This window comes from Aeromonas sp. XH (assembly GCF_033348475.1).
GTDB classification, from domain to species: Bacteria; Pseudomonadota; Gammaproteobacteria; order Enterobacterales; family Aeromonadaceae; genus Aeromonas; species Aeromonas sanarellii.
In genome coordinates, this window is the sequence record NZ_CP137630.1 from 2,940,904 (window position 1) to 2,964,000 (window position 23,097).

The following is a 23,097-nucleotide window of genomic DNA, read 5'->3' on the forward strand; positions in this document are numbered from 1 at the left end:
GGTCGGGCTTATTTCTTGTCGTCTTTCACTTCTTCGAACTCGGCGTCGACCACGTCGTCGTCAGCCTTGGCGGAAGAGGAGGACTGGGCATCGGCACCGGCGGCGCCCTGTGCCTGAGCCTGCTGCTGGGCAATCTCCATCAGCTTCTGGGACGCTTCCAGCAGCGCCTGCTGCTTGGCTTCGATGGCGGCCTTGTCGTCGCCCTTGATGGCGGCTTCCAGCTCGCTCAGCGCGGTCTCGATCTTGCTCTTGTCGTCCGCAGGCAGGGCTTCACCGGCTTCGGCGATCTGCTTGCGCACGGAGTGGACCAGACCGTCAGCCTGGTTGCGGGCCTGCACCAGCTCTTCGAACTTCTTGTCCTCGGCCGCGTTGGCTTCGGCTTCGCGCACCATGCGTTCGATCTCCTCATCGGACAGACCTGAAGAGGCCTGGATGGTGATCTTCTGCTCCTTGTTGGTCTCCTTGTCTTTCGCGGAGACGTGCAGGATGCCGTTGGCGTCGATGTCGAAGGTCACTTCGATCTGCGGCAGACCGCGCGGTGCCGGGCGGATGCCTTCCAGGTTGAACTGGCCCAGGGACTTGTTGTCGCTGGCGCGCTTGCGCTCACCCTGCAGCACGTGAATGGTCACGGCAGACTGGTTGTCTTCGGCGGTGGAGAACACCTGGGACTTCTTGGTCGGGATGGTGGTGTTCTTCTCGATGAGCGCGGTCATCACGCTGCCCATGGTCTCGATCCCCAAGGAGAGCGGGGTCACGTCCAGCAGCAGTACGTCGGTCTTGTCACCGGACAGCACGGCACCCTGGATGGCGGCCCCCATGGCCACGGCTTCGTCCGGGTTCACGTCCTTGCGCGGCTCCTTGCCGAAGAAGTCGGCAACGGCCTTCTGCACCATGGGCATACGGGTCTGACCGCCCACCAGGATGACGTCGTCGATCTCGCCGACCGCCAGACCGGAGTCTTTCAGGGCGACACGGACCGGCTCCAGGGAGTTCTTGACCATGTCTTCCACCAGGGATTCCAGCTTGGCGCGGGTCACCTTGATGTTCATGTGCTTCGGACCTGTGGCATCTGCGGTGATGTACGGCAGGTTCACGTCGGTCTGCTGGGCGGAAGAGAGCTCGATCTTCGCCTTCTCGGCGGCGTCTTTCAGGCGCTGCAGGGCCAGCTGATCCTTGCGCAGGTCGATGCCCTGCTCGCGCTTGAACTCTTCCACCAGGTAGTTGATGACGCGGTTGTCGAAGTCTTCACCACCCAGGTGGGTGTTACCGTTGGTGGCCAGCACCTCGAAGGTGGTCTCGCCTTCCACTTCGTCGATCTCGATGATGGAGATGTCGAAGGTACCGCCGCCCAGGTCATACACGGCAACCTTGCGCTCGCCCTTGACCTTGTTCACGCCGTAGGCGAAGGCCGCGGCAGTCGGTTCGTTGATGATGCGCTTGACGTCCAGACCGGCGATGCGACCGGCGTCCTTGGTGGCCTGACGCTGGGCGTCGTTGAAGTAGGCCGGTACAGTGATGACGGCTTCGGTCACCGGCTCGCCCAGGTAGTCCTCGGCGGTCTTCTTCATCTTCTTCAGCACTTCGGCAGAGATCTGCGGCGGTGCCATCTTCTTGCCCTTCACCTCGACCCAGGCGTCACCGTTGTCGGCCTTGGCGATGGTGTACGGCATGATCTCCAGATCGCGCTGTACTTCGTCATCCTCGAAACGACGGCCGATCAGACGCTTGATGGCGAACAGGGTGTTCTTCGGGTTGGTGATGGCTTGACGCTTGGCCGGCTGACCAACCAGGATTTCGCCGTCATCGGCATAGGCAATGATGGACGGAGTAGTACGGTCGCCTTCCGCGTTCTCGATCACGCGAGCATGGTCGCCATCCAGAATAGCGACGCAGGAGTTGGTAGTACCCAGGTCAATACCGATGATTTTACCCATTTGACGAATCTCCAAATACTTTGAATAAACTGGCGAGGGGCTCGCCTTGATACGTTAACGGCTAGGTGGGGCCTGCCACTGTGGCTTTCAAGCTCCCGGCATCAAATTTTTTGTGCCGCCGTGGCCTTGCAACCTATATGGGGTCTCAAGTCGGCGCTTCAAGTCCGGCCCTGAAAAAACCCTGCACTCCGGCCCATGGAGCCAAGAATGCCTGCCAGATGACGCCACAAATACCCGGGTGGCGCCATGGTCAACAAAAAGCCCGCCAAGCGGCGGGCTTGGTGAGAACAGGGTGATCAGTCAGCGGACTTGGACACCATCACCATGGCCGGGCGGATGACGCGGCCGTTGAGCTCGTAGCCCTTCTGCATCACGGCGATGACGGTGTTCGGCGCCACGTCGGCACTCGGCACCATGCTCATGGCCTGGTGGGCATTGGGGTCGAACGGCTGGTTGGTGGGATCCAGGGCCACCAGACCAAACTTGGCCACGCCGCTCTGCATGGATTTCAGGGTCAGCTCCACCCCCTCGATCATGGGCTTGAGGGTGTCGTTCTCCTTGTCGGCCAGCTCGATGGCGCGCTCCAGGTTGTCCAGCACCGGCAGCAGCTCGGCAGCGAACTTCTCCAGTGCAAACTTGTGGGCTTTCTCCACGTCCTGAGCGGCACGGCGACGCAGGTTCTCCATCTCGGCGACGGCGCGAATGGCGCGCTCGCGCTCTTCCAGGGAGGCCTGCTGGGCCGCTTCCAGTTGGGCCTCCAGCTCGGCAATGCGGGCCTGCTCGGCTGTCACTTCACTGTCTACATCGGTCGGCTCGACTGGCTGGGCTTCCAATTGCTCCATCGCTTCAACCTTTTGTTCTTCGTGGCTCATGACATCTCCAATATTCAGGGGTTACTTATGAGGGGCAGCTGGCGTTCAGGCAAGCGACACTCACCAACGGACCCTTGTGCTGGCGCTATTATGGGGACGCCGCCCCGGCTTTCAAGGGGAAAAGGGCATATCGGGCACAATGCCTCCCGTTCGCGGGCCAGGTTGCCCCTTTTCGGGGCCGAATGCGCCAACTCGCATGGCGGCAGACAAATCCCCGGCAAAGCGCGGTATACTCCCCACCAAGACTCTCCCAGACCCGGTAACCTATGGATTCTCCGTTCAAAACCGTTGCTCTCATCGGCAAACCCCACCACGAGGGGGCCAACCAGACCCTCCGCGGCCTCTATCAATATCTGACCAGCCGCGGTTTTCGCGTCCTGCTGGAGAGCCGGGTCGCCCAGACCCTGGGGTTGCTGGGTGACAACGTGATGGATCTGGTGCAGCTCGGCGAGCAGGCGGACCTCGCCATCGTGGTCGGCGGCGACGGCAACATGCTGGGGGCCGCCCGGGTGCTGTCGCGCTTCGACGTGGCGGTGATCGGGGTGAACCGGGGCAACCTCGGCTTCCTCACCGATCTCTCGCCCCAGGATTACCTGCTGCCCCTGGAGCAGGTGCTCTCAGGTCACTTCAAGAGCGAGCATCGCTTCCTGCTGGAGGCCTCTGTCTATCGCCACGGGGAGCGCAAGTCCAGCAACCTCGCGGTGAACGAGGCGGTGCTGCACCCGGGCAAGATCGCCCACATGATCGAATTCGAGGTCTACATCGACGGCAGCTTCATGTACAGCCAGCGCTCGGACGGCATCATAGTCGCCACTCCCACCGGCTCCACCGCCTACTCCCTGTCGGCGGGCGGCGCCATCCTCACCCCCAAGCTCAACGCCATCACGCTGGTGCCCATGTTCCCGCACACCCTGAGCAGCCGTCCCATAGTGCTGGACGCGGACAGCGAGGTGCGACTGCTGGTCTCCCCCGACAACCAGGACGACGCCATGCAGGTGAGCTGTGACGGCCAGGTGACCCTGGCGGTACATCCGGGGGACGAGATCCTCATCAGGAAGAGCAGCCACAAGCTGCACCTGGTCCATCCGCTGGATTACAGCTACTTCCACGTGCTGCGCAACAAGCTCGGCTGGGGCAGCAAGCTGTTCTGACGCCCCCTGCGCGCCATCTCACTCACAACACGGCCCTGACGCGGGCCGTTTTGCATTCCGTCCTGCGGCGACATCTTTACTGTATGGAAAACCAGTATATACTGGATGCATACACAGTAATGTTGACCCATACAGGATGAGACCATGCTGACCCAGCTGACCGTCAACAACTTCGCCATCGTCAAGTTTCTCGAACTCGATCTGCAACCGGGCATGACCTGCATCACCGGCGAGACGGGGGCGGGCAAATCCATCGCCATCGACGCCCTGGGCCTGTGCCTGGGGGAACGGGCCGAGGCCGGCATGGTGCGCCCCGGCAGCGACAAGACCGAGGTCAGCGCCCGTTTCCTGCTGGAGGGCAACCCCGCCGCCCGCGCCTGGCTCGCCACCAACGAGCTGGAGAACGAAGGGGAGTGCATCGTGCGGCGGGTGCTCTCCGCCGAGGGGCGCTCGCGCAGCTACATCAACGGCGTGCCCGTTCCCCTGGCGCAGCTCAAGAACCTGGGCCAGCTGCTGGTCAACGTCCACGGCCAGCATGCCCACCAGCTGCTGCTCAAGCCCGACTACCAGCTCGCCCTGCTGGACGGTTACGCCGGCCACCACCTGCTGCTCGACGACGTGCGCCGGCACTACCAGCAGTGGCGCCAGCTGCAGAACGAGCTCAACCGGCTCAAGGCCGAGCAGCAGCAGCGGGAGGCCCGCCGCCAACTCATCGAATACCAGGTGCAGGAGCTCGACGAGTTCGCCCTGCAACCCGGGGAATTCGAAGAGATAGAAGAGGAGCACCAGCGGCTCGCCAACGGCACCGAGCTGATGCAGGAGTGTGGCGCCTGCCTGGATCTGCTCTATGAGAACGAGGAGACCACCATCGCCGGCCTGCTGCAGAACGCCGTGGACAGGGCCGAGACCCTGGTGGGCATGGACAGCCGGCTTGGCAACGTGCTCGGCATGTTGAACGAGGCGCTGATCGGGGTGCAGGAGAGCCACAGCGAGCTGCGCAGCTACCTCGACAACCTGGAGCTCGACCCCGAGCGCTTCAACGAGCTGGAGGCGCGCCTCTCAAAGGCCATCTCCCTCGCCCGCAAGCACCATGTCAAACCGGTCGAGCTGGCCCACCACCACCAGGATCTGGCCCTGGAGCTCACCCGTCTCAACTCGGACGAGGAGCGTCTCGAGGGGATGGAAGACGAACTGGCCGCGGCCCGCGAGGCCTTCGTGCAGGCCGCCGAGGCGCTGAGCCAGAGCCGCCAGCGCTATGCGCAGGAGCTGGGCACCAAGGTCACCGCCAGCATGCACGAGCTGGCGATGCCCGACGGCCGCTTCGCCATCGAGGTGCGCCCCGATGCCCAGAGCAGCCTGTCACCGCTCGGCATCGATCGGGTGGAATTCATGGTCACCACCAATCCGGGCCAGCCGATCCAGCCGCTCGGCAAGGTCGCCTCCGGTGGCGAGCTGTCGCGGATCAGCCTCGCCATCGTGGTCATCAGCGCCCGCAAAATTTCGACACCGACCCTGATCTTCGACGAGGTGGACGTGGGGATCAGCGGCCCGACCGCCGCCGTGGTGGGGCGCCTCTTGCGCCAGCTCGGCGAGTCCACCCAGGTCATGGTGGTCACCCACCTGCCCCAGGTGGCGGGCAAGGGCCACCAGCACATGGTGGTGAGCAAGCACACCGACGGCAAGACCACGGAAACCCAGATGCAGGCGCTCACCCCAGACGCCCGTCTCAACGAGCTGGCCCGCCTGCTGGGGGGGGATCAGATCACCGACAACACCCTGGCCAACGCCCGCGAGCTGCTCGCAAGCTGACGTCAGGACGGGAGGGGCGACCTCCCGTCCATGTCGGCCCTTGTTGGCTGGCCCGGCCTTCGCCACCATTGCCGCTCAGGGCGGTAAGCCCCGCTCCCCCATCCCCGCCTTGTTCAGCCTTCCCTGTTTTTACCTTGGTCTTTGGCTATTGCTAGGCCCCAGGGCGGTCGAACCACTGGCTCGATCCGTGGTCAAACCCGCACTGCCCGCTTCATTCCGGCGCAGGACGGCATCATACTGCCAAATCAAGGCAGCCACCCACTGCCAGTCCCTCTCACCCCACTTCAGGAATCAATCCATGCTCCACGTCTTTGGTCACCAGAATCCCGACAGCGACAGCATCTGTACCGCCCTGGTCGCCGCCGACTGGCTTAATCGTCAGGGCCGGGCGGCCCAGGCCTTCGCCCTCGGTGAGCCCATTGCCGAAACCCGCTTCATCCTGGAGACCGCCGGGGTGGAGGCGCCCCCCGTGCTGCAAGGCAGCGTGGCCGGCAAGCCGGTCTTCCTGGTGGATTTCAGCGAGCTGGAGCAGGGGCCGGAAGGATTGGCCGACGCCGATGTGCAGGGGCTTATCGATCACCACCGTCTCGGCACCCTGATCACCCGGGGCCCCCTCGATGCCTGGATAAGAGCAGTCGGCTGCAGCGCCACCGTGCTACTGGACCTGATGGGCCATGACGCGCTCTCCCGCGCCCAGGCCAGGCTGCTGCTGGGGGCCATAGTGAGCGACACCTTCAACTTCACCTCCCCCACCACCACGTCCCAGGACAGGGCGGCGGTCGAGCGACTGCTGCCCATCGCCGATCTGGCGCTGGCCCCCTTCGCCCAGACCCTGCTGGAACGCCGCACCCAACTCGGTGACGCCCCGATGAGCGAGCTGCTCGTCGCCGATGAGAAGCGCTACCAGATCGCGGGGCACACCCTGATGGTGAGCCAGATCTGCGTGATGGATCCGGCCCAGTTGCAGGCCCGGATGACGGAGCTGTACCAGGCCATGCACACCAGGCTGGAACAGGACTCTCTGGATGCCTATGTCCTGATGCTGACGGATCTGGCCAGGGGGGACAGCCTGCTCCATTGTGCCAGCAAGGGCATATTGCCCACCGACCCCGTCCCGCTGGCGGGCGCCCTCAGCCGCAAGAAGGAGGGACTCCCCTGGCTGGAGCAGCATCTTACGAACCCGTCCCTCTGACCTCCATCACAGGGTCCCCATCCGGCCTACCATAGTGGCAGCATAACGAGCCATTCCTGCAGAAGGAGACCCGTGACCATGCTGCCTTTCTCCTCTTTCCCCATGAAATTCTTCCATCTCAACACCGATCTGCGGCACACCTTCATATTCCATTCAACTGCACCTGTTATGATGATGTAAACAGAGCCGAGGCTGCGGGCATGGCGTCAGAGTGCGACGCGAGGCGTGCGGGTCGGCCACTGTGATGTGACACCCGCGGGCATGCCCCGGGACGGGACAAGCTCCCTGACCGGGTGCCCCGCGCCATGCCGAGGAGAACTGCTTATGAGCTCGACCAATATTGTGCTGTTGCTGGAAGGCAAGGATTACGAGCAGGAGACGCTGGCCAAGGCGAGCCGTCTGGCACAGGGATTGGGAAGCAACCTGACGCTGTTGCACCTGACCCACAGCAGCAAGGTGCGCCGCAAGAGTCTGTCACTGTCCGAGGAGGAGCGCAGCGTCCAGGGCACCCTGGATGCCAAGGCGATCATCAGCGAGCTCATCACCCTGCCGTCTCACCCCGTGGATTACCAGTGTCTGGTGGTCGACGACGTGGTGCCGGATCTCAAGCGCTGGCTGGCCGCTCATCCGACCGATCTGCTGCTGGTCGGCAGCCGGCATCACTGGATGGAGGGCTCACTGGCCCGACTGCTCATCTACAAGCTGCCCGTGGATATCCAGATCTGTCACGAACCCCACGCCGAGTTGCTTCAGGCCGTCGGCTGATGCCCAAGGACCCGCTCGGCGAGCGGGTCTCTTTCCCCTGTACAGGCCCGGGCCGCGCACCCTCTCCCGATACCGCCAAACGGGCGCCAGTAAACTCCCAACCAATCAAAATCCTCACCCGCCTCCCCCTCCATCACGGCGGTGACGGCACGATTTCTTACACATCACTCGCTTTTTTTTGAGTGCCATTTGCTGCACGATATGGCCCTTGCGCGCCTTCTCCCCCTTTTTCAGGTGATACATGAAGAGTCTCCCCACCCCGGGCAAGTTCGCCCTGCTCGCCCTCCTGCTGCTTGCCCTGATCGCCTGGCTGGCCTGGCCCGGCAAGGCCCCGGAGCCCGTGCTGACCGCCACCGTCACTCGCCAGGACGTGGAGCAGACGGTGCTCGCCAGCGGCGTCCTGCAGGCCATCGAGCAGGTGGACGTGGGGGCCCAGGTCTCGGGTCAGGTCACCTATCTCGCGGTGGAGGCGGGACAACAGGTCAAGCAGGGGGAGCTGCTGGCCGAGATCGATCCCCTGATCGCCCAGAACAACCTCAAGACCGCCGAGGCGGAGCTGGTCAGCCGCCGCGCCCAGCTCAAGATCAAGCAGGCGCAGCTCAAGCAAAACGAGCTCGCCTGGCGCCGTCAGCAGCAGATGTTCCGGCAGGAGGCGAGCTCCCGGGCAGACCTGGAAAGCGCCGAGGCCCAGCTCGCCGTCACCCGGGCCGAGCTGCAGAGCGCCCAGGCAGACATCGACAACGCCCTCATCAAGGTGGAGCGGGCCAAGACGGAGCTCGGCTATAACCGCATTCAGGCCCCCATGGATGGCACCGTCGTCTCCATCGTCACCCGCCAGGGGCAGACCCTGGCCGCCAGCCAGACGGTGCCGACCCTGCTCAAGCTCGCCAACCTGGATACCATGACGGTCAAGGCCCAGATCTCGGAGGCGGACGTCACCCGGGTCAAGGCGGGCATGCCGGTCTATTTCACCCTGATCGGGGATCCGGATACCCGCTACCACGGCACCCTGCGCACGGTCGAGCTGGCCCCCACCAACATCAACGAGCAGACGGCCAGCGCCACGACCACCAGCAATGCCGCCATCTACTACTACGCCCTGTTCGACGTGCCCAACCCCGGCCACCAGCTGAGGGTCGCCATGACGACCCAGGTCACCATAGTGCTCGGCGAGCGCAAACAGGTGCTGACCATTCCCCAGACCGCCCTCGGCAAGAAGCTAGGTGACAACGAATTCGAGGTGACCCTGCTCAGGGAGGGGGATCAGAGAGAGACCCGCCGCATCCAGACCGGCATGAAGGACGACATCAAGATAGAGGTGGTGAGCGGCCTGACCGAGCAGGAGAAGGTCATCCTGGATCAGGGCAAGCCGGTCCAGCACGACGAAGAAGAGGAGATGGCGCCGTGAGCGAGCCCCTGATCCGGCTCAAGGGCATAGAGCGCCGCTACCAGAGCGGGGAGCACGAGGTGACCGTGCTGCACCCGCTGGATCTGGCCATAGATGCGGGGGAAATGGTGGCCATCGTCGGCGCCTCCGGCTCCGGCAAGTCCACCCTGATGAACCTGCTGGGTTGCCTCGATCGCCCGAGCGGCGGCCAGTACCTGTTCCGTGGCCAGGACACCGCCACCCTGGATGCCCTGGCCCTGGCGCAGCTGCGCTGCCACCACTTCGGCTTCATCTTCCAGCGCTATCACCTGCTGCCGCACCTGGATGCGGCCGCCAACGTGGAGATCCCCGCCATCTATGCGGGCACCGCCCGCGCCGAGCGCCGGATCCGGGCCCGCACCCTGCTCACCCGCCTGGGGCTGCAGGATCGCAGCCACCACAGACCCGGCCAGCTCTCCGGCGGCCAGCAGCAGCGCGTCAGCATCGCCCGCGCCCTGGCCAACGGCGGCGAGGTGATCCTGGCGGACGAACCCACCGGCGCCCTCGACAGCCAGAGCGGCAAGGAGGTGATGGCCATCCTCAAGGAGCTGCACGCCCGGGGCCACACCATAATACTGGTGACCCACGACATGGCGGTGGCGAACCATGCGGACCGCATCATCACCCTGCGCGACGGCCGGGTGGTGGAAGAGAGCGGCCAGCGGGCAACCGGCGAAAGTTCACCCCGGCAGACCCCGTCCGAGGCGCCGGCACGTCCCCATGAGGGACAAGGTGACGGCGGCAAGCAGGCCGTCTCCCCCACCCGGCCCGATGCGCAGGGCGCCAAGTCGGCCGCCCTCGCCGCGAGCCAGGGCTGGGAGCGCTACCGGGAGGCGGGCCGCATGGCCCTGCACGCCATGCTGGCCCACCGCATGCGCACCTTCCTCACCATGCTCGGCATCATCATCGGCATCGCCGCCGTGGTCAGCGTGGTGGCGCTGGGTCAGGGGGCGCGCGCCAAGGTGATCGACGACATCAACGCCATGGGCACCAATACCATCGACATCTTTCCCGGCAAGGACTGGGGGGACGAGAAAGCCGCCAGCATCCAGACCCTGAACGAGCGGGATCTCGACGCCCTGCTCGGCCAGCCCTACCTGGAAGGGGCCAGCCCCCAGATTGCGACCTCGGGCCAGCTGCGCTATCGCAACAAGACCAGCAGCGGCAGCGTGATCGGGGTCGGCAACGACTTCTTCCGGGTCAAGGGGATGACGCTCACCCAGGGGCGCCTGCTCGACGAGCGGGACATCCGCAGCCGGACGGCGGTGGCCGTGGTGGATGGCAAGACCATAGAGAGCCTGCTCGGCAAGGTGGACCCGGTCGGTCAGGTGGTGCTGGTCGGCACCCTGCCGGTGCGCATCGTCGGCGTGGTGGCCCAGGAGACCGGCTTTGGCCCCAGCAGCCAATCGGTCAACGTCTGGCTGCCTTACAGCGCCGTGATGAGCCGCCTCCTCTCCCAGAACCACTTCAGCCAGATCACCATCCGGGTCAAGGACGGGGTCCAGCCCGCGCTGGCCGAGCAGGCCGCCGTGGAGCTGTTGACCCAGCGCCACGGAGTGAAGGATTTCTTCACCTTCAGCAGCGACAGCATCGTCAAGTCGGTGGAGAAGACCACCGCCACCCTGACGCTGCTGGTCTCCGCCATCGCGGTCATCTCCCTCATCGTCGGCGGCGTCGGGGTGATGAACATCATGCTGGTCTCGGTGGTGGAGCGCACCCGGGAGATAGGGATCCGCATCGCGGTCGGCGCCCGTCAGTCCGACATACTGCAACAGTTCCTCATCGAGGCGGTCATGGTCAGCCTGCTGGGAGGCCTGCTCGGCATCGGCCTGGCCCTGCTCATCGGCGCCCTCTTCTCACTGCTCGTGGAGAGCTTCCAGATGCACTTCTCGCTCTTCTCCATCCTGATGGCCTTCGGCTGCTCCTCCCTCATCGGGATCCTGTTTGGTTACCTGCCCGCCCGCAATGCGGCCAGGCTAGATCCGGTGGAGGCACTGGCGAGGGAATGATGATGCACAACCTATCAAGGCTCGGGCTGAGCCTGATGCTCACCGCCAGCCTCGGCGCCTGCAGCCAGCAGAGCCCCTATCACAGACCCGTTCTCGACGTGGCGCCAGCGTGGCAGCAGGAGGCCCGGGATCTCGGCGGCCAGCAGGCCGGCCCCTGGTGGCAGGGATTTCAGGATCCCGCCCTCGATCGCCTGGTCGGGGCGGTGCTCGCCGCCAACCCGGACATGCGGGTGGCGGGGCTCAAGCTCAAGAACGCCCTGCTCGGCGCCGACCTGGCTGACACCAACCTCACCCCCGCGGTCAGCGCCAATCTCGGGGCCAGCGGCACCAAGAACATGAAGGATGGCGGTGCCAGCAGCAACCTGGGCCCCTCCCTCAACCTGAGCTACGAGGTGGATCTCTGGGGCAGACTGGCCGCGGCAAGGGATCAGGCGCAGTGGGAGGCAGAGGCCAGCGAGCAGGATCTGGCCGCCACCCGCTTGCTGCTCATCGGCAGGACCCTGGAGCAGTACTGGCAGCTGGCCTACCTCGGCTCGGCCATCGCCCTGGGCACCCAGCAACTGGCCAACCTGGAGCGCATTGAGCGCCTGACCAGGGCCAAGTACGAGGCCGGGGCCGTCACCCGCCTCGATCTGGTGCAGGCCAGCCAGCAGAAGGCGGGCAAGCAGGCGGAGCTCGCCACCCTCACCCAGCAGCGGGCACAGGCCGGCAACGCCCTGCGCCTGCTGCTGGGCCGCAGCAGCGGCCCGCTGGCTGATGCTCCCGACGCCCTGGTCATGGGCCCCATTCCTACCCTGGCGGCCGGCATTCCGGCCGATGTGCTGGCACGGCGCCCGGACGTGCGGGCCGCCGAGCTCAGGCTGCGCAAGACCCTCGCGAGGGGGGACGAGATCCGCACCGGCTTCTACCCCACACTGAGCCTCACCGGCGGCGCCAGCACCACCTCGGACACCCTGACCCAGGTGCTGCAAAACCCGGTGGGGACCCTGGGCGCGACCCTGGCGCTCCCCTTCCTCGAGTACAACAAGACCCGGCTCTCCATCGCCAGCGCCGACATCGATTACCAGATTGTCGAGACCGAGTTTCGCAAGCAGCTCTACACCGCCCTGCTGGAGGTGGAAGATGGCCTGGCCGCCCGCCAGCAAGGGGAGCAGCGGCTGCGTTATCTGGAACAACAGCGGGCCTATGCCAAAGAGGCCGAGCGGCTGGCGGGCGCCCGTTTTCTCGCTGGCGCCACCGGAGTGCAACCCTGGCTGGATGAGCAGAATCGCCTGTGGGATGCCGAGCTCGCCCTGCTTGCCCAGCAGCAGACCCAGCTCAACAACATGGCCGGCATCTACCGGGCGCTGGGGGGAAGCGATCGAACCTGACCCGTGCAGGAAGAGTGGCACCGCGGTTGGTATCCGGCTGAGGTCGACTGCGGCTACTCCTCTGCCCACAAAGCAATTGATAATAATTTTCATTTAATGAAAAATGGGCGCCATTATCAGCCAGGAGTATGCCCATGTCTCAACCCGCCCCGGTCAATCGCCCCCGCCTGCTCACCGTCAAGCATGTTCAGGATGTGAGCCCGCACCTGCGCCGAGTCTGCCTGACCGGCCCCGAGCTTGTGGACTACCCCTTCAGCTGTGGCGGTGCTCATGTCAAGATCATGCTGCCCCTACCCGGCCAGAGCGAGATAGTGCTGCCCACCCCCACCGAGAAGGGGCCCCGCTGGGAAGACCCGAACCAGAAACCCGTGATCCGCACCTTCACCATACGCGCGTTTCGTCGGGAGGCGCTGGAGCTCGACATCGACTTCGCCCTGCACGGTGAGGCCGGCCCCGCCAGCCGCTTCGCCCTGCACGCCAAACCGGGGGACAGGCTCGCCATTTCGGGCCCAGGCGGTCCCGACCCCATGCTGCAGACGGCCGAGCACTATTACATGGCGGGGGATCTCACCGCCCTGCCCGCCATCAGCGCCATGGTGGAGGTGATGCCGGCCCATGCCCGCGGTCATATCGCCCTGCTGGTCCCCCACCAGGACGATGTGCAGGATCTGTCGCTGCCAGCCGGCGTCGACCTGCGCTGGTTCGTGGGCAACCCGGAGCAAGCCGCGACCCTGGTGGCGCATTTCACCGCCCAGCCCATGGTCGCCGAGGGGAGCTATTTCTGGTTCGGCGGGGAAGAGAGCCTGGTCGTGCCGCTTCGGCGCCACGTCAGGCGAACCCTGGATGTGGATCGCCAGCGGGTCTATGCAGTCCCCTACTGGCGCAGCGGCAAGGATGAAGATGCCTATCACCAGGACAGGCACGCCGTGATGGACAGCTGATCTTCCTTGTTTATCTTGTGACTGGCAGGCTTCCTCCCTCGGGGAGGAGGCCGGTTTTTGCTGCGGTTCCCCCGCCATAGTCCCACTCCCCCCATCTTCGCCTGGCCGTTTCATTGCGCTTGCATTTGAGACAAACACCAAGATAATGACAATCATTCTCAACAACTGCGGTGAGCCGTGAACCTGTCTGCCCCAAACGGGATGGCGCATACCGGGTTCCCCATCGCACTCATGCACAGCAAGGTAATTCCAGATGGCAGTTTTGAATTCGGTCATGCGCGCCTTCGCGGTAGAGGCGCTCCCCACCCCTGCCGAGCTGCTGGCACAGCACCCCTGCCCGGCCGACATGGCCAGGCACATCGACAGCCAGCGCCACCAGGTGCGCCGGATCCTGTCTGGGGAAGACGATCGCCTGCTGGTGGTGATTGGCCCCTGCTCCATCCATGATCCCGTCGCGGCCCTCGACTATGCCGGGCGGCTGGCACGGCTCGCCAGCGCCTATGAAGACAGGCTGCTGATAGTGATGCGCGCCTATTTCGAGAAGCCGCGCACCACGGTGGGCTGGAAGGGGCTGGTGTTCGATCCCCACCTGGACGGCAGCAACGATATCAATCGGGGATTGCATCTGGCCCGCCAGGTGCTGCTCGACATCAATGGGCTGGGGCTCGCCACCGCCACCGAGTTCCTCGATACTACCAGCTTTCTCTATCTGGCGGATCTCATCAGCTGGGGCGCCATAGGGGCGCGCACCACCGAGTCTCAGGTACACAGGCAACTGGCCTCCGCACTGCCCTGCCCCGTGGGATTCAAGAACGGCACGGATGGCAATATCCGGGTCGCCATCGATGCCATCCAGGCCAGCACGGCGTCCCATCTGTTCACCGCCCCCGGCAGCCAGGGCGGCATGGTGGTGATCAAGAGCGAGGGCAACCCGGACTGCCACATCATCCTGCGCGGCGGTACCCTGCCCAACTATCACCAGAGCGACGTGATGGACGCCACCGAGCGCCTGGCACGCCAGGGGCTCAACCATCGTCTGATGGTGGATTGCAGCCATGGCAACAGCCAGAAACAGCACAGGAACCAGCTCAGGGTCGCCGCAGAGCTCTGCCGTCAACTGAGCGAGGGGAGCGACGCCGTCGCCGCCGTCATGGTGGAGAGTTTTCTGCAGGGAGGCAGCCAGAAACCGGCCCCGCTGAGCGAGCTGCAATACGGCCTGTCGGTCACAGATGCCTGTCTCTGCTGGGAAGAGAGCGAGACCCTGCTCGCCATGCTGGCCGAGGCGGTGCAGGCCCGCCGCCGTCTCGCCAAACGCAAGGCAGTCCCCCTTCATCATAAAGACAGCCAGGCCGTTACCTAGGTCATCTCTTATTTATTCGCCTTGGCACAGCCGCTCCCAACCTATGTCCTTCATACAAAGAATGAGGGACATATATTCCGAAGATGGGGTGTCAAATAGGACATGAATGGCGAAAGAAAATAATAGCGGGCAATATCAAGCCCTTCCCATACTCAGCATGATCAAATGGGATCTGGCGATCAGAGAGGTTCGGGATCCCTCCCGCTATTTCACCCCAGCGTCTATTTCACCCCCACCCTGGCCTTTCCTAATTCTCCGGCCGATGGGCTGCGACAGAATTTGGGCTGTATGAGTCCTGAATGCATGGCGCCGGCGATCGCGGATCTGCGGCAGGTGGTGGATGATTCTGCTTTATTGGCCCATGATGGTCATGGCTATTCCAGACGAGCCTGTGCAATTACCGGTGCTTTCCAAGTACAAGAGATAGGCAGGCTCCCGAAAATAATAATGCCGCCCAAGGGGCGGCATTATTGATATCCGGATACGGCGATCAGATCAGGAAGTCGTTCAAATCCTTGCCCAGCGCAACTTGCTCGGCGATGGCCTTGGGCATACGGCCCTGACCAGTCCAGGTCTTCTCCTGACCATCTTCCTGATACTTGTATTTGGCGGGACGGGGAGCACGTTTACCCTTGGTCGCACCAGCGGCTGCCGGGGCTGCCACGCTGTTGATCAGCTCGCGCGGATCGATACCGGCCTGTTGCAGCATCTCGGTAAACTCGTTCAGCTTGCGCTGACGCTCTTCCTGCTCGGCACGCTCCTGTTCGACGGATTCGGCACGCTCGTTATATACCAGATCGAACTTTTCTTTCGCTTCTTGCAGTTGCTCAAACGGCAGTTCACGGATGGCAGCACGCAAGCTGCGAATGTTCAGCAGAACCTTCAGAAACTCGTTCATTACTTCCTCACAGAATTATTTTTGTATGTCACAGGGATTACACATTTTGAGAATAGCATGGCCTTGCTATAACAACATAATGTTTTTATGGCGTCAGGATGATGGTTGATACCCTATGGACATTATTCACTGCGGTTAATTCCACATTGCGCTTATTGGAAAACGCCACCGACTTTATTTCTTTCCCGTTGGGTTAATCCTGCCCTCTTCTACCATCGGATAAACCGGAAGGTTGACCGCCCTGGCATTGAATCGCGGGGTGGCTCAATTCGATGGCCAGGGCAACCGGTCACGGCACAAATATTGTGCTCATGACCGTGATCCCCAATGGAAAAGGCCATGGCGCCAAATTGACAAAGGACTGAACTTCAGCATGCGGCTTCTGCCTGTGCCTTGATCCAGGTGATGAAGGCCTGGATCTTGGGGCACTGGCGGTGAGGGAGGGTCGCGAGGTAGTAGCGCTGTTCGCAGCGCACCGCCATGGCAGGAAAAGGCATCACCAGCTCCCCTCTCGCCAGCCCCTGGCTCACCAACTGCTTGCGCCCCATGGCCACCCCGGCGTGGTGGGTGGCGGCGAGGATGGCAAGGTCGGCCCGATCAAACCCCATGTGCGACTGGCAGGCCTCCAGAGCCAGCCCCCAGTGCTGTGTCCAGGTGCGCCACTCGTCACTGTCCGTGTCATGACCCCAGGCCTGCCTGTCGTGCAGCAGGCGACAGTGCTGCAGCTTGTCCGGGCTCTCCAGCAGCCCGTGCTCCTCGGCATAGTCCGGGCTGCACACCGGCACCATGTACTCGTCCATCAGGGGGTGGATGGTGAGCCGCTCCGGCATCCTGGCGTCGAAATTCAGGGTCAGATCGATGCCATACCCCTGCAGGTTGATGTTCTCGTTGCCCGTCAGCAGGTTGAGCTCGATCAGAGGATGCTGGCGGGAGAAGTCGGCGAGCCTCGGCACCAGCCAGCACTGGGCGATGGAGGGGCGCGAGTGGATCGTCAGGGAGCCCGACAACGCCTGATCCCGGATCTCCAGCACCTCCTGATTGATGAACTCCAGCGACGACTTTAGCGCCCAGAAGACGCGCTCCCCGCCCGCAGTCAGCACCACCTTGCGATGAAAGCGCTGGAACAGCGGGAAGCCGAGCTCCTCTTCCAGGGTGCCAATCCTGTGGCTGACCGCACTCGGGCTCAGGGAGAGCTCCTCCGCCGCCAGCGCAAAGGAGCCGTGCCGCGCCGCCGCCTCAAAGGTATGGAGCCTGGCGAGTTGATAACCGCTCAGCAGCTTTCGCCTCACCGCATAGTGTTCATCGCTTCCCATGGTCGCCCCTCCTCTCTTTTGATCCGCCCGATGATACCAGATGACAGGAGGTTGCATTCACCAGACAAACCCAAAACCTTACCTTCACGATGGGAGCGAGGAATTTTTCCGCCTTGCATCAATTCAGCTCATCCAAGCCTTGCTTTTTATCATTTGTCAGCCCGCCCCGCGTACCGTTCAATGGGGCATCCCCTCACCACTCCCTCGAGGTTCCCGTGACACACACCGACATGGCCGGGCTCATCGCCCGCTTTCCCCTGCTCGAGAGGCTGATGGCCCTCGATCCCCTGACCTGGTTCAATCCGGGGGCCACCACTCTGGCGGAAGGCCTGCCCCATGTGGGCCTCACCCGGCAGGATGTGGCGGAGGCGGCCGCCCGTCTCACCCGCTTCGCTCCCTATCTGTGTGAGGCCTTCCCGGAGACCCGCGCCAGCAAGGGCATCCTGGAGTCCGAGATCGCGGCCATCCCGGCGATGCAGGCGACCCTGAACCAGCGTTACGGGGTCGAGCTGACCGGTCGGCTGCTGCTAAAGAAAGACAGCCACCTGCCCATCTCCGGATCCATCAAGGCGCGCGGCGGTATCCACGAGGTGCTGGCTCATGCCGAGCGGCTGGCCATGGCGGCCGGGTTGCTGCGCGAAGAGGATGACTATCGCACGCTGCTTCGCGATGAGTTGCGCTGCTTCTTCAGACAATACCGCATCGCGGTGGGATCCACCGGCAACCTGGGGCTCTCCATCGGCATCATGGGCGCCCGCCTCGGCTTTCAGGTCAGCGTCCACATGTCCGCCGATGCGCGGGCGTGGAAGAAGCGCAAGCTTCGCGAGCACGGCGTCACCGTGGTGGAGTATGCCGAGGATTACGGCGTGGCGGTGGCCCAGGGGCGCAGGGAGGCCCAAGGCGATCCCCACTGCTTCTTCATCGACGATGAGAACTCCCGCACCCTGTTCCTCGGCTACGCGGTGGCCGGCGAGCGGGTGAAGGCGCAGTTCGACCAGATGGGCATCAGGGTGGACGCCGAGCACCCGCTGTTCGTCTACCTGCCCTGTGGCGTGGGCGGCGGCCCGGGCGGGGTGGCCTTTGGCTTGAAACTCGCGTTCGGAGACCACGTCCACTGCTTCTTCGCCGAGCCCACCCACTCCCCCTGCATGCTGCTCGGGGTATACACCGGGCTGCACGATGAGATAGCGGTGCAGGATCTGGGGATCGACAACCTCACCGCCGCCGACGGTCTCGCGGTGGGGCGTGCCTCCGGTTTCGTCGGTCGCGCCATGGAGCGGCTGCTGGCAGGCTTCTACACCCTGGACGATCAGGAGATGTACGACCTGCTGGGGCTGCTGGCCCGGGACGAGCAGATCCGGCTCGAACCCTCCGCCCTGGCTGGCATGGCGGGTCCCTGGCGGGTGGCTGCCGATCCGGCGTGGCAGGCCGAACGAGGGCTGGATGTCACCGACATGGCCCGGGCCACCCACCTGGTGTGGGCCACCGGCGGCGGCATGGTGCCCGCCGAGGAGATGGAAAAGTACCTGGCCAGCGCCCGCCTCTGATCTTTTTTTCACCCACAAGACCCGCCGACCCGGCGGGTTTTTCTCTTGTTGTATCAGCGAGATGGCGCGCACACCACAGCCCCGCCCACAGAGACGGCCAGACTGCTGGATGCCTTAATTTGCCTTCAACGTCCCCAGAGTGGTTAATTTGTGATACGATGGAGGCCGTTTTTTGACATCTGCGCCCTGTTAGCCCCTCGAACCGACAAGATCACGACCGGATCGGGCAAGAGCGGCAAACCGCCGTGCGGAACCACAAGTGACCCGGTTGAGCCAGTTGTGGCAGGCTATCCACGCCAGCAAGAACTCATTCGGGCCACCCAAGATAAGGAGATCGGGCTATGAAACAATACCAAAGCTGGCTGGGACAATATCTGATGAGCCGTCGCGACGGGGATCACGCCATGGCATCCGAACTGGCCAGCTCCATCTGCGAATTCTGGCAGGCAGAGGGGAATGAGGCCGAGCTCAGCAAATGGCAGCAGATCTACGAGCAGCACGTGGAGAAGACCACCTGACCACCCTGCTGCTCCCATAAAAAAACCGGCGCCTCATGGCGCCGGTTTTGCATTTCAACAACCCGGATCACATCTGGTCGATCATGTCCTGGGCGAACTGGGAGCAGGAGCGCAGGGTGGCCCCTTCCATCAGTCGCTCGAAGTCATAGGTGACGGTCTTGTTGGCGATGGCCGCTTCCATGCCCTTGACGATGAGGTCGGCCGCCTCGGTCCAGCCCAGGTGGCGCAGCATCATCTCGGCGGAGAGGATGAGGGAGCCCGGGTTGACCTTGTCCTGGCCGGCGTACTTCGGCGCGGTGCCGTGGGTGGCTTCGAACAGGGCCACGCCGTCGCCGATGTTGGCGCCCGGTGCGATGCCGATGCCGCCAACTTGTGCGGCCAGGGCGTCGGAGATGTAGTCGCCGTTGAGGTTCATACAGGCGATGACGTCATACTCGGCCGGACGCAGCAGGATCTGTTGCAGGAAGGCATCGGCGATGACGTCCTTGACGACGATGGTCTTGCCGGTCTTCGGGTTCTTGAAGGAGCACCAGGGGCCGCCGTCGATGAGCTGGGCATCGTACTCTTTCTGGGCCAGGGCATAGCCCCAATCCTTGAAGGCACCTTCGGTGAACTTCATGATGTTGCCCTTGTGCACCAGGGTCACAGAGTCGCGATCGTTGTCGATGGCATACTCGATGGCGGCACGGACCAGACGCTCGGTACCGGCCTTGGACATGGGCTTGATGCCGATGCCGCAGGACTCGGGGAAGCGGATCTTCTTCACGCCCATCTCGTTTTGCAGGAAGGCGATCACCTTCTTGGCTTCGTCGCTGTCCGCCTTCCACTCGATGCCGGCGTAGATGTCTTCGGCGTTCTCGCGGAAGATCACCATGTCGGTCAGCTCAGGGTGCTTGACCGGGCTCGGGGTGCCTTCGTAGTAGCGGACCGGGCGCAGGCAGACGTAGAGATCCAACTCCTGGCGCAGGGCCACGTTGAGGGAGCGAATACCGCCGCCGACCGGGGTGGTCAGCGGGCCCTTGATGGCCACGCAGTATTCACGAATGAAATCCAGGGTTTCGGCCGGCAGCCAGGCACCTTCGCCATAGACGTGAGTCGATTTCTCGCCGGTATAGATCTCCATCCAGGCGATCTTGCGCTCGCCCTTGTAGGCTTTCTCGACCGCGGCGTTCACCACATTCAACATGGCCGGGGTCACGTCCACACCGATACCATCCCCTTCGATAAACGGAATGATGGGATTGTGGGGAACCTGCAGCTTGCCGTTGGCATCGACTGTGATTTTCTGGCCCTGGGTCGGGATAACTACTTTGCTTTCCATCGGCATCTCCTAACTTCCGTTTGTTATCAATCTGATCGTTGCGCGCGGCCATCTTAAGCCCATCCATTTGCATAATCAAATGGCGGGCGTGCATGTCCGACCATAGTCGGAGACTGGATCACAGTGCGCCCCCGTGGCAGGGAATCGCCTCATCGCCATCCTCTCCTGGCGCGGGTGCAGGCCCCCACCCGCCAGGGCTCTTCTCCTCTTAATGATGCCTCCCCCTGCCCGCGTCGCCGCGCCGCCGCGCCGCCCCCGAGGGTAACTTCCACCCATGCCATCCGTCGTTACATCTTCGTAACCACATCCGGCCAAGCCACATCAAGGTGTTGGGGAAAGGCTGCCGGATCCGGACTAGGCTGTGTTCTTAAAGTGGTTGCTAAACGCCCTCCCCATCCTATGGGACTCCATCCTTCCAGAAAGACCGCATTCATTCACTTCAAAACTGCCTAAACTGGCCTCTTTAGAGGCCCTGTTTATGGCTGAAAATTGAGGCGCTTGAAATATGAACACTTTGAGAACACAACCTAGTCGCGACGCCCAAAAAAACCACCGCCCTGTGCAGGGCGGTGGTTTTTCATTATTCGCTCACTCGGTGGCCACAAGGCCGCCAAGGGCTAGTGTTCTGCCGCTTCCGGCTGGGGAACCTCGGTGCGTTCCCGCTGCAGTTCATCGACCCTGGCTTGCCATTTGTCCTGGGCCTGCTTCTGCCCTTGGGACTCGTACTCCTGGCGCATGATGTCGATATTTTGGTCAAGTTTTTCCATCAGGATGTCTCCTTACATCTCGGGTTACACACTGGCTGACGGCACTGTTGGCCAACCTGCTCCCCCGATTGGACACCAGGTTTTCCCCGATTGTCCAACAAAATAAACGATTGATTATGCAAAAACCAATCTATAAAACGGGCAAATGCCCCTTGTGGGCCCCTCTTTTTCTTCCCGCCAAAACCCATGACATAAATATATTTCACATATTTATCAGGGCATTGAGTTTTCAACTCCCGGCCATTCACCCGCCCTCACCGGCAAAAATCTGGCTATGCAGGTTTTTTTCACACGCTGCTCCCTCTCCCCCCCACCACCGGGCCGGCAAAAACGCCCTTCATCCATCCAGATTTCAGATGCGACATTCCCAGTGCCATCACTTATCCGGATGGATGGCAGACCCCTTCCGACCGGGTATCTACGACCCATTCGGGGATATCTCCTGCCCTGCCTGCTCAGCTAAGATGCCTGGTCGACCATCCGACGCCTCACCGCCTGCCCCAAATGGAGTTTTTCTCGAATGGAACTGATCCATGTTCTGCTCACCCTGGCGGGTCTGGTTGCTGCCGGCCTCATCTTCTGGAACCGCTCACTCGGCCAGCCGGACTGGGAGCGCCTGCCCACCCTGCCGGAATACCTCGCACTGCATCCCGAGTGCGCCACCACGGATGCCGAAAATGCCCGCTGCCATGGCTGCGGTTCCGACAAGGTGCTGTTCACCCCCCTCACCGGCCGGGGTGACTACCGTCTTCGCCACACCTGCCTGGCTTGTGGCAAGGTGCTGTTTCGCAGCCGCGCCATCTTCTGACAGATCACAGCTTTCGCCACACCTACCGAGGAACCGCGGTAAATGACCCCGATGGCCGACAGACTGTGGATATGAATGAGTGACAGATTGACAAGGATTTCCATGAGCGAGCCCATATTAACGACCCGTTGGTGCTGGCTACGCCAGCATGTGAAGAAACTGCGCACTGCCAAGCCCGAAGCCGAAGATGAGGGTACAATCTGGCGCTTTGTCGGTGTGATAATGGCGGCAGTTCCTGTCCTGACCGCGGCAACTTACCTGTTAGGCATGGCCTATCACTATGGCTACACCATGGCATTTCGCCTTGATTATTCTGAGTTTTCCCCACCAGCGGACTATCTACTGGCCTTTGGGCTCATGAAAACTCTCGATATGCTCAAACCGTGGATGTGGCCCTTGTTGGGCCTCATCATTTCCATTTTTTCCATTTGTGCCGTCCTAATTTTTTGTCCGCGCTGGAGGATCAGGCTCACATGGTGGTGGCAAACATCGTGGTTATATCGGGCAGCTTGCAAGCAAGCCAAAGCGCAAAAGCGCTACCCAGCCCCCTCTCTTAGTCGAGCCTTTATCTGGCTTGGCGATAACTACTACAAATTTGCCTTCCTGCTATTGGCGGTGCTGATCCCCGTCATGGGCGCCATAGACTTCTTTATACAAGGAGTAAAAGCAGCACAAGTTCAGATCACCCTTCTGGAGCAAGGTAACTGGCCGGAGAGCGAGGCCAATAGCCAGTCACCCCTGCTGGGGAATGAACCCCATATCCGCATCACCTGCAACACCATCCACTGTGCCTATCGCTTCAAGGGGGGCGATACCCTGCTGTTGCGCCACGATCAAATTGAGCAGACCCGTTACCGTCCTGAGCCTCCCCCTCAGGATGAAACCAAGCCATCTGAGATGCCCACTCACCCTTGACCTATCCCCATAAAAACCGGCGCCAGGGGGGGCTGGATAAGATCAGGTGGCAGCCATCGGCCAGCTTGCCGGTCGTTGTGATGAGGGTCATCCCCGGGCGCATCCCCGTAACACCTCCACGACGCGCCAGGCTGCCACTGCTGGCCTTAGCCCCGACGAGTCATCTACTCCCAAATGGGAA

Annotated in this window: 19 protein-coding genes; 13 read left to right on the forward strand and 6 right to left on the reverse strand. The window is 62.8% G+C overall.

Annotated features, from left to right (window positions below; all coding sequences use genetic code 11):
• Window positions 1-8 precede the first annotated feature (8 nt).
• Window positions 9-1,934 (reverse strand): molecular chaperone DnaK, encoded by a 1,926-nt coding sequence (dnaK, locus tag R2B70_RS13490; RefSeq protein WP_209794558.1) that lies wholly within the window; start codon window positions 1,932-1,934, stop codon window positions 9-11.
• A 296-nt stretch (window positions 1,935-2,230) separates the two neighbouring features.
• Window positions 2,231-2,806: a nucleotide exchange factor GrpE gene (grpE, locus tag R2B70_RS13495; RefSeq protein WP_042075133.1), complete on the reverse strand. Its 576-nt coding sequence runs from the start codon at window positions 2,804-2,806 to the stop codon at window positions 2,231-2,233.
• Window positions 2,807-3,072: 266 nt separating this feature from the next.
• Between grpE and nadK the strand changes: the two genes are divergently transcribed.
• The 9 genes from nadK (at window position 3,073) to R2B70_RS13540 (ending at window position 14,829) form a co-directional block, all read left to right on the forward strand.
• Window positions 3,073-3,957 carry an NAD(+) kinase gene (gene nadK, locus R2B70_RS13500; RefSeq protein ID WP_042075132.1) on the forward strand — a complete coding sequence of 295 codons (885 nt, stop codon included), beginning with the start codon at window positions 3,073-3,075 and terminating at the stop codon, window positions 3,955-3,957.
• A gap of 144 nt (window positions 3,958-4,101) precedes the next feature.
• Window positions 4,102-5,766 carry a DNA repair protein RecN gene (gene recN, locus R2B70_RS13505; protein WP_318161731.1) on the forward strand — a complete coding sequence of 555 codons (1,665 nt, stop codon included), beginning with the start codon at window positions 4,102-4,104 and terminating at the stop codon, window positions 5,764-5,766.
• A gap of 298 nt (window positions 5,767-6,064) precedes the next feature.
• Complete coding sequence (locus tag R2B70_RS13510; RefSeq protein ID WP_318161732.1) at window positions 6,065-6,958, forward strand: DHHA2 domain-containing protein; 894 nt, start codon at window positions 6,065-6,067, stop codon at window positions 6,956-6,958.
• 324 nt (window positions 6,959-7,282) lie between these two features.
• Window positions 7,283-7,723 carry a universal stress protein gene (locus R2B70_RS13515; protein ID WP_042075129.1) on the forward strand — a complete coding sequence of 147 codons (441 nt, stop codon included), beginning with the start codon at window positions 7,283-7,285 and terminating at the stop codon, window positions 7,721-7,723.
• A gap of 241 nt (window positions 7,724-7,964) precedes the next feature.
• Window positions 7,965-9,131 carry a macrolide transporter subunit MacA gene (gene macA / locus R2B70_RS13520; RefSeq protein WP_318161733.1) on the forward strand — a complete coding sequence of 389 codons (1,167 nt, stop codon included), beginning with the start codon at window positions 7,965-7,967 and terminating at the stop codon, window positions 9,129-9,131.
• Complete coding sequence (locus R2B70_RS13525) at window positions 9,128-11,158, forward strand: MacB family efflux pump subunit (protein ID WP_318161734.1); 2,031 nt, start codon at window positions 9,128-9,130, stop codon at window positions 11,156-11,158. The genes macA and R2B70_RS13525 overlap by 4 nt, the downstream gene beginning before the upstream one ends.
• On the forward strand, window positions 11,155-12,528 hold the full coding sequence (locus tag R2B70_RS13530; RefSeq protein ID WP_318161735.1) for an efflux transporter outer membrane subunit: 1,374 nt from the start codon (window positions 11,155-11,157) through the stop codon (window positions 12,526-12,528). Before R2B70_RS13525 ends, R2B70_RS13530 begins: the two co-directional genes overlap by 4 nt.
• 134 nt (window positions 12,529-12,662) lie before the next feature.
• Window positions 12,663-13,469: a siderophore-interacting protein gene (locus R2B70_RS13535; RefSeq protein ID WP_219142464.1), complete on the forward strand. Its 807-nt coding sequence runs from the start codon at window positions 12,663-12,665 to the stop codon at window positions 13,467-13,469.
• A gap of 253 nt (window positions 13,470-13,722) precedes the next feature.
• A complete protein-coding gene (locus R2B70_RS13540) occupies window positions 13,723-14,829 on the forward strand; it encodes a 3-deoxy-7-phosphoheptulonate synthase (protein ID WP_318161736.1) in 1,107 nt (368 codons plus the stop codon).
• 490 nt (window positions 14,830-15,319) lie between these two features.
• On the opposite strand, the gene R2B70_RS13545 is transcribed toward R2B70_RS13540, so the two are convergent.
• Window positions 15,320-15,727: an H-NS family nucleoid-associated regulatory protein gene (locus tag R2B70_RS13545; protein ID WP_042075118.1), complete on the reverse strand. Its 408-nt coding sequence runs from the start codon at window positions 15,725-15,727 to the stop codon at window positions 15,320-15,322.
• Between the two features lie 368 nt (window positions 15,728-16,095).
• Entirely contained in the window at window positions 16,096-17,040 is a 945-nt protein-coding gene (gene dsdC / locus R2B70_RS13550; RefSeq protein ID WP_318161737.1) for a DNA-binding transcriptional regulator DsdC, read from the reverse strand.
• Between the two features lie 230 nt (window positions 17,041-17,270).
• Here dsdC and dsdA point away from each other — a divergent pair, with 230 nt between their 5' ends.
• Complete coding sequence (dsdA, locus tag R2B70_RS13555) at window positions 17,271-18,587, forward strand: D-serine ammonia-lyase (RefSeq protein ID WP_318163358.1); 1,317 nt, start codon at window positions 17,271-17,273, stop codon at window positions 18,585-18,587.
• Window positions 18,588-18,928: 341 nt separating this feature from the next.
• Window positions 18,929-19,105, forward strand: coding sequence for a hypothetical protein (locus R2B70_RS13560; protein WP_081843655.1), 177 nt, complete (start codon window positions 18,929-18,931; stop codon window positions 19,103-19,105).
• Between the two features lie 67 nt (window positions 19,106-19,172).
• Here the strand turns inward: R2B70_RS13560 and icd are convergent, their stop codons facing one another.
• Window positions 19,173-20,426: an NADP-dependent isocitrate dehydrogenase gene (icd, locus tag R2B70_RS13565; protein WP_042075114.1), complete on the reverse strand. Its 1,254-nt coding sequence runs from the start codon at window positions 20,424-20,426 to the stop codon at window positions 19,173-19,175.
• Between the two features lie 617 nt (window positions 20,427-21,043).
• The gene (locus R2B70_RS13570; protein ID WP_084202994.1) at window positions 21,044-21,193 is read right to left on the reverse strand and encodes a hypothetical protein; all 150 of its coding nucleotides are present in this window, start codon (window positions 21,191-21,193) and stop codon (window positions 21,044-21,046) included.
• 520 nt (window positions 21,194-21,713) lie between these two features.
• On the opposite strand from R2B70_RS13570, the gene R2B70_RS13575 reads away from it, so the two are divergent.
• Window positions 21,714-22,001: a hypothetical protein gene (locus R2B70_RS13575; protein WP_318161738.1), complete on the forward strand. Its 288-nt coding sequence runs from the start codon at window positions 21,714-21,716 to the stop codon at window positions 21,999-22,001.
• Between the two features lie 102 nt (window positions 22,002-22,103).
• Window positions 22,104-22,916, forward strand: a complete 813-nt coding sequence (locus R2B70_RS13580) for a hypothetical protein (protein ID WP_042078662.1) — start codon at window positions 22,104-22,106, stop codon at window positions 22,914-22,916.
• The last annotated feature ends 181 nt before the right edge of the window (window positions 22,917-23,097 follow it).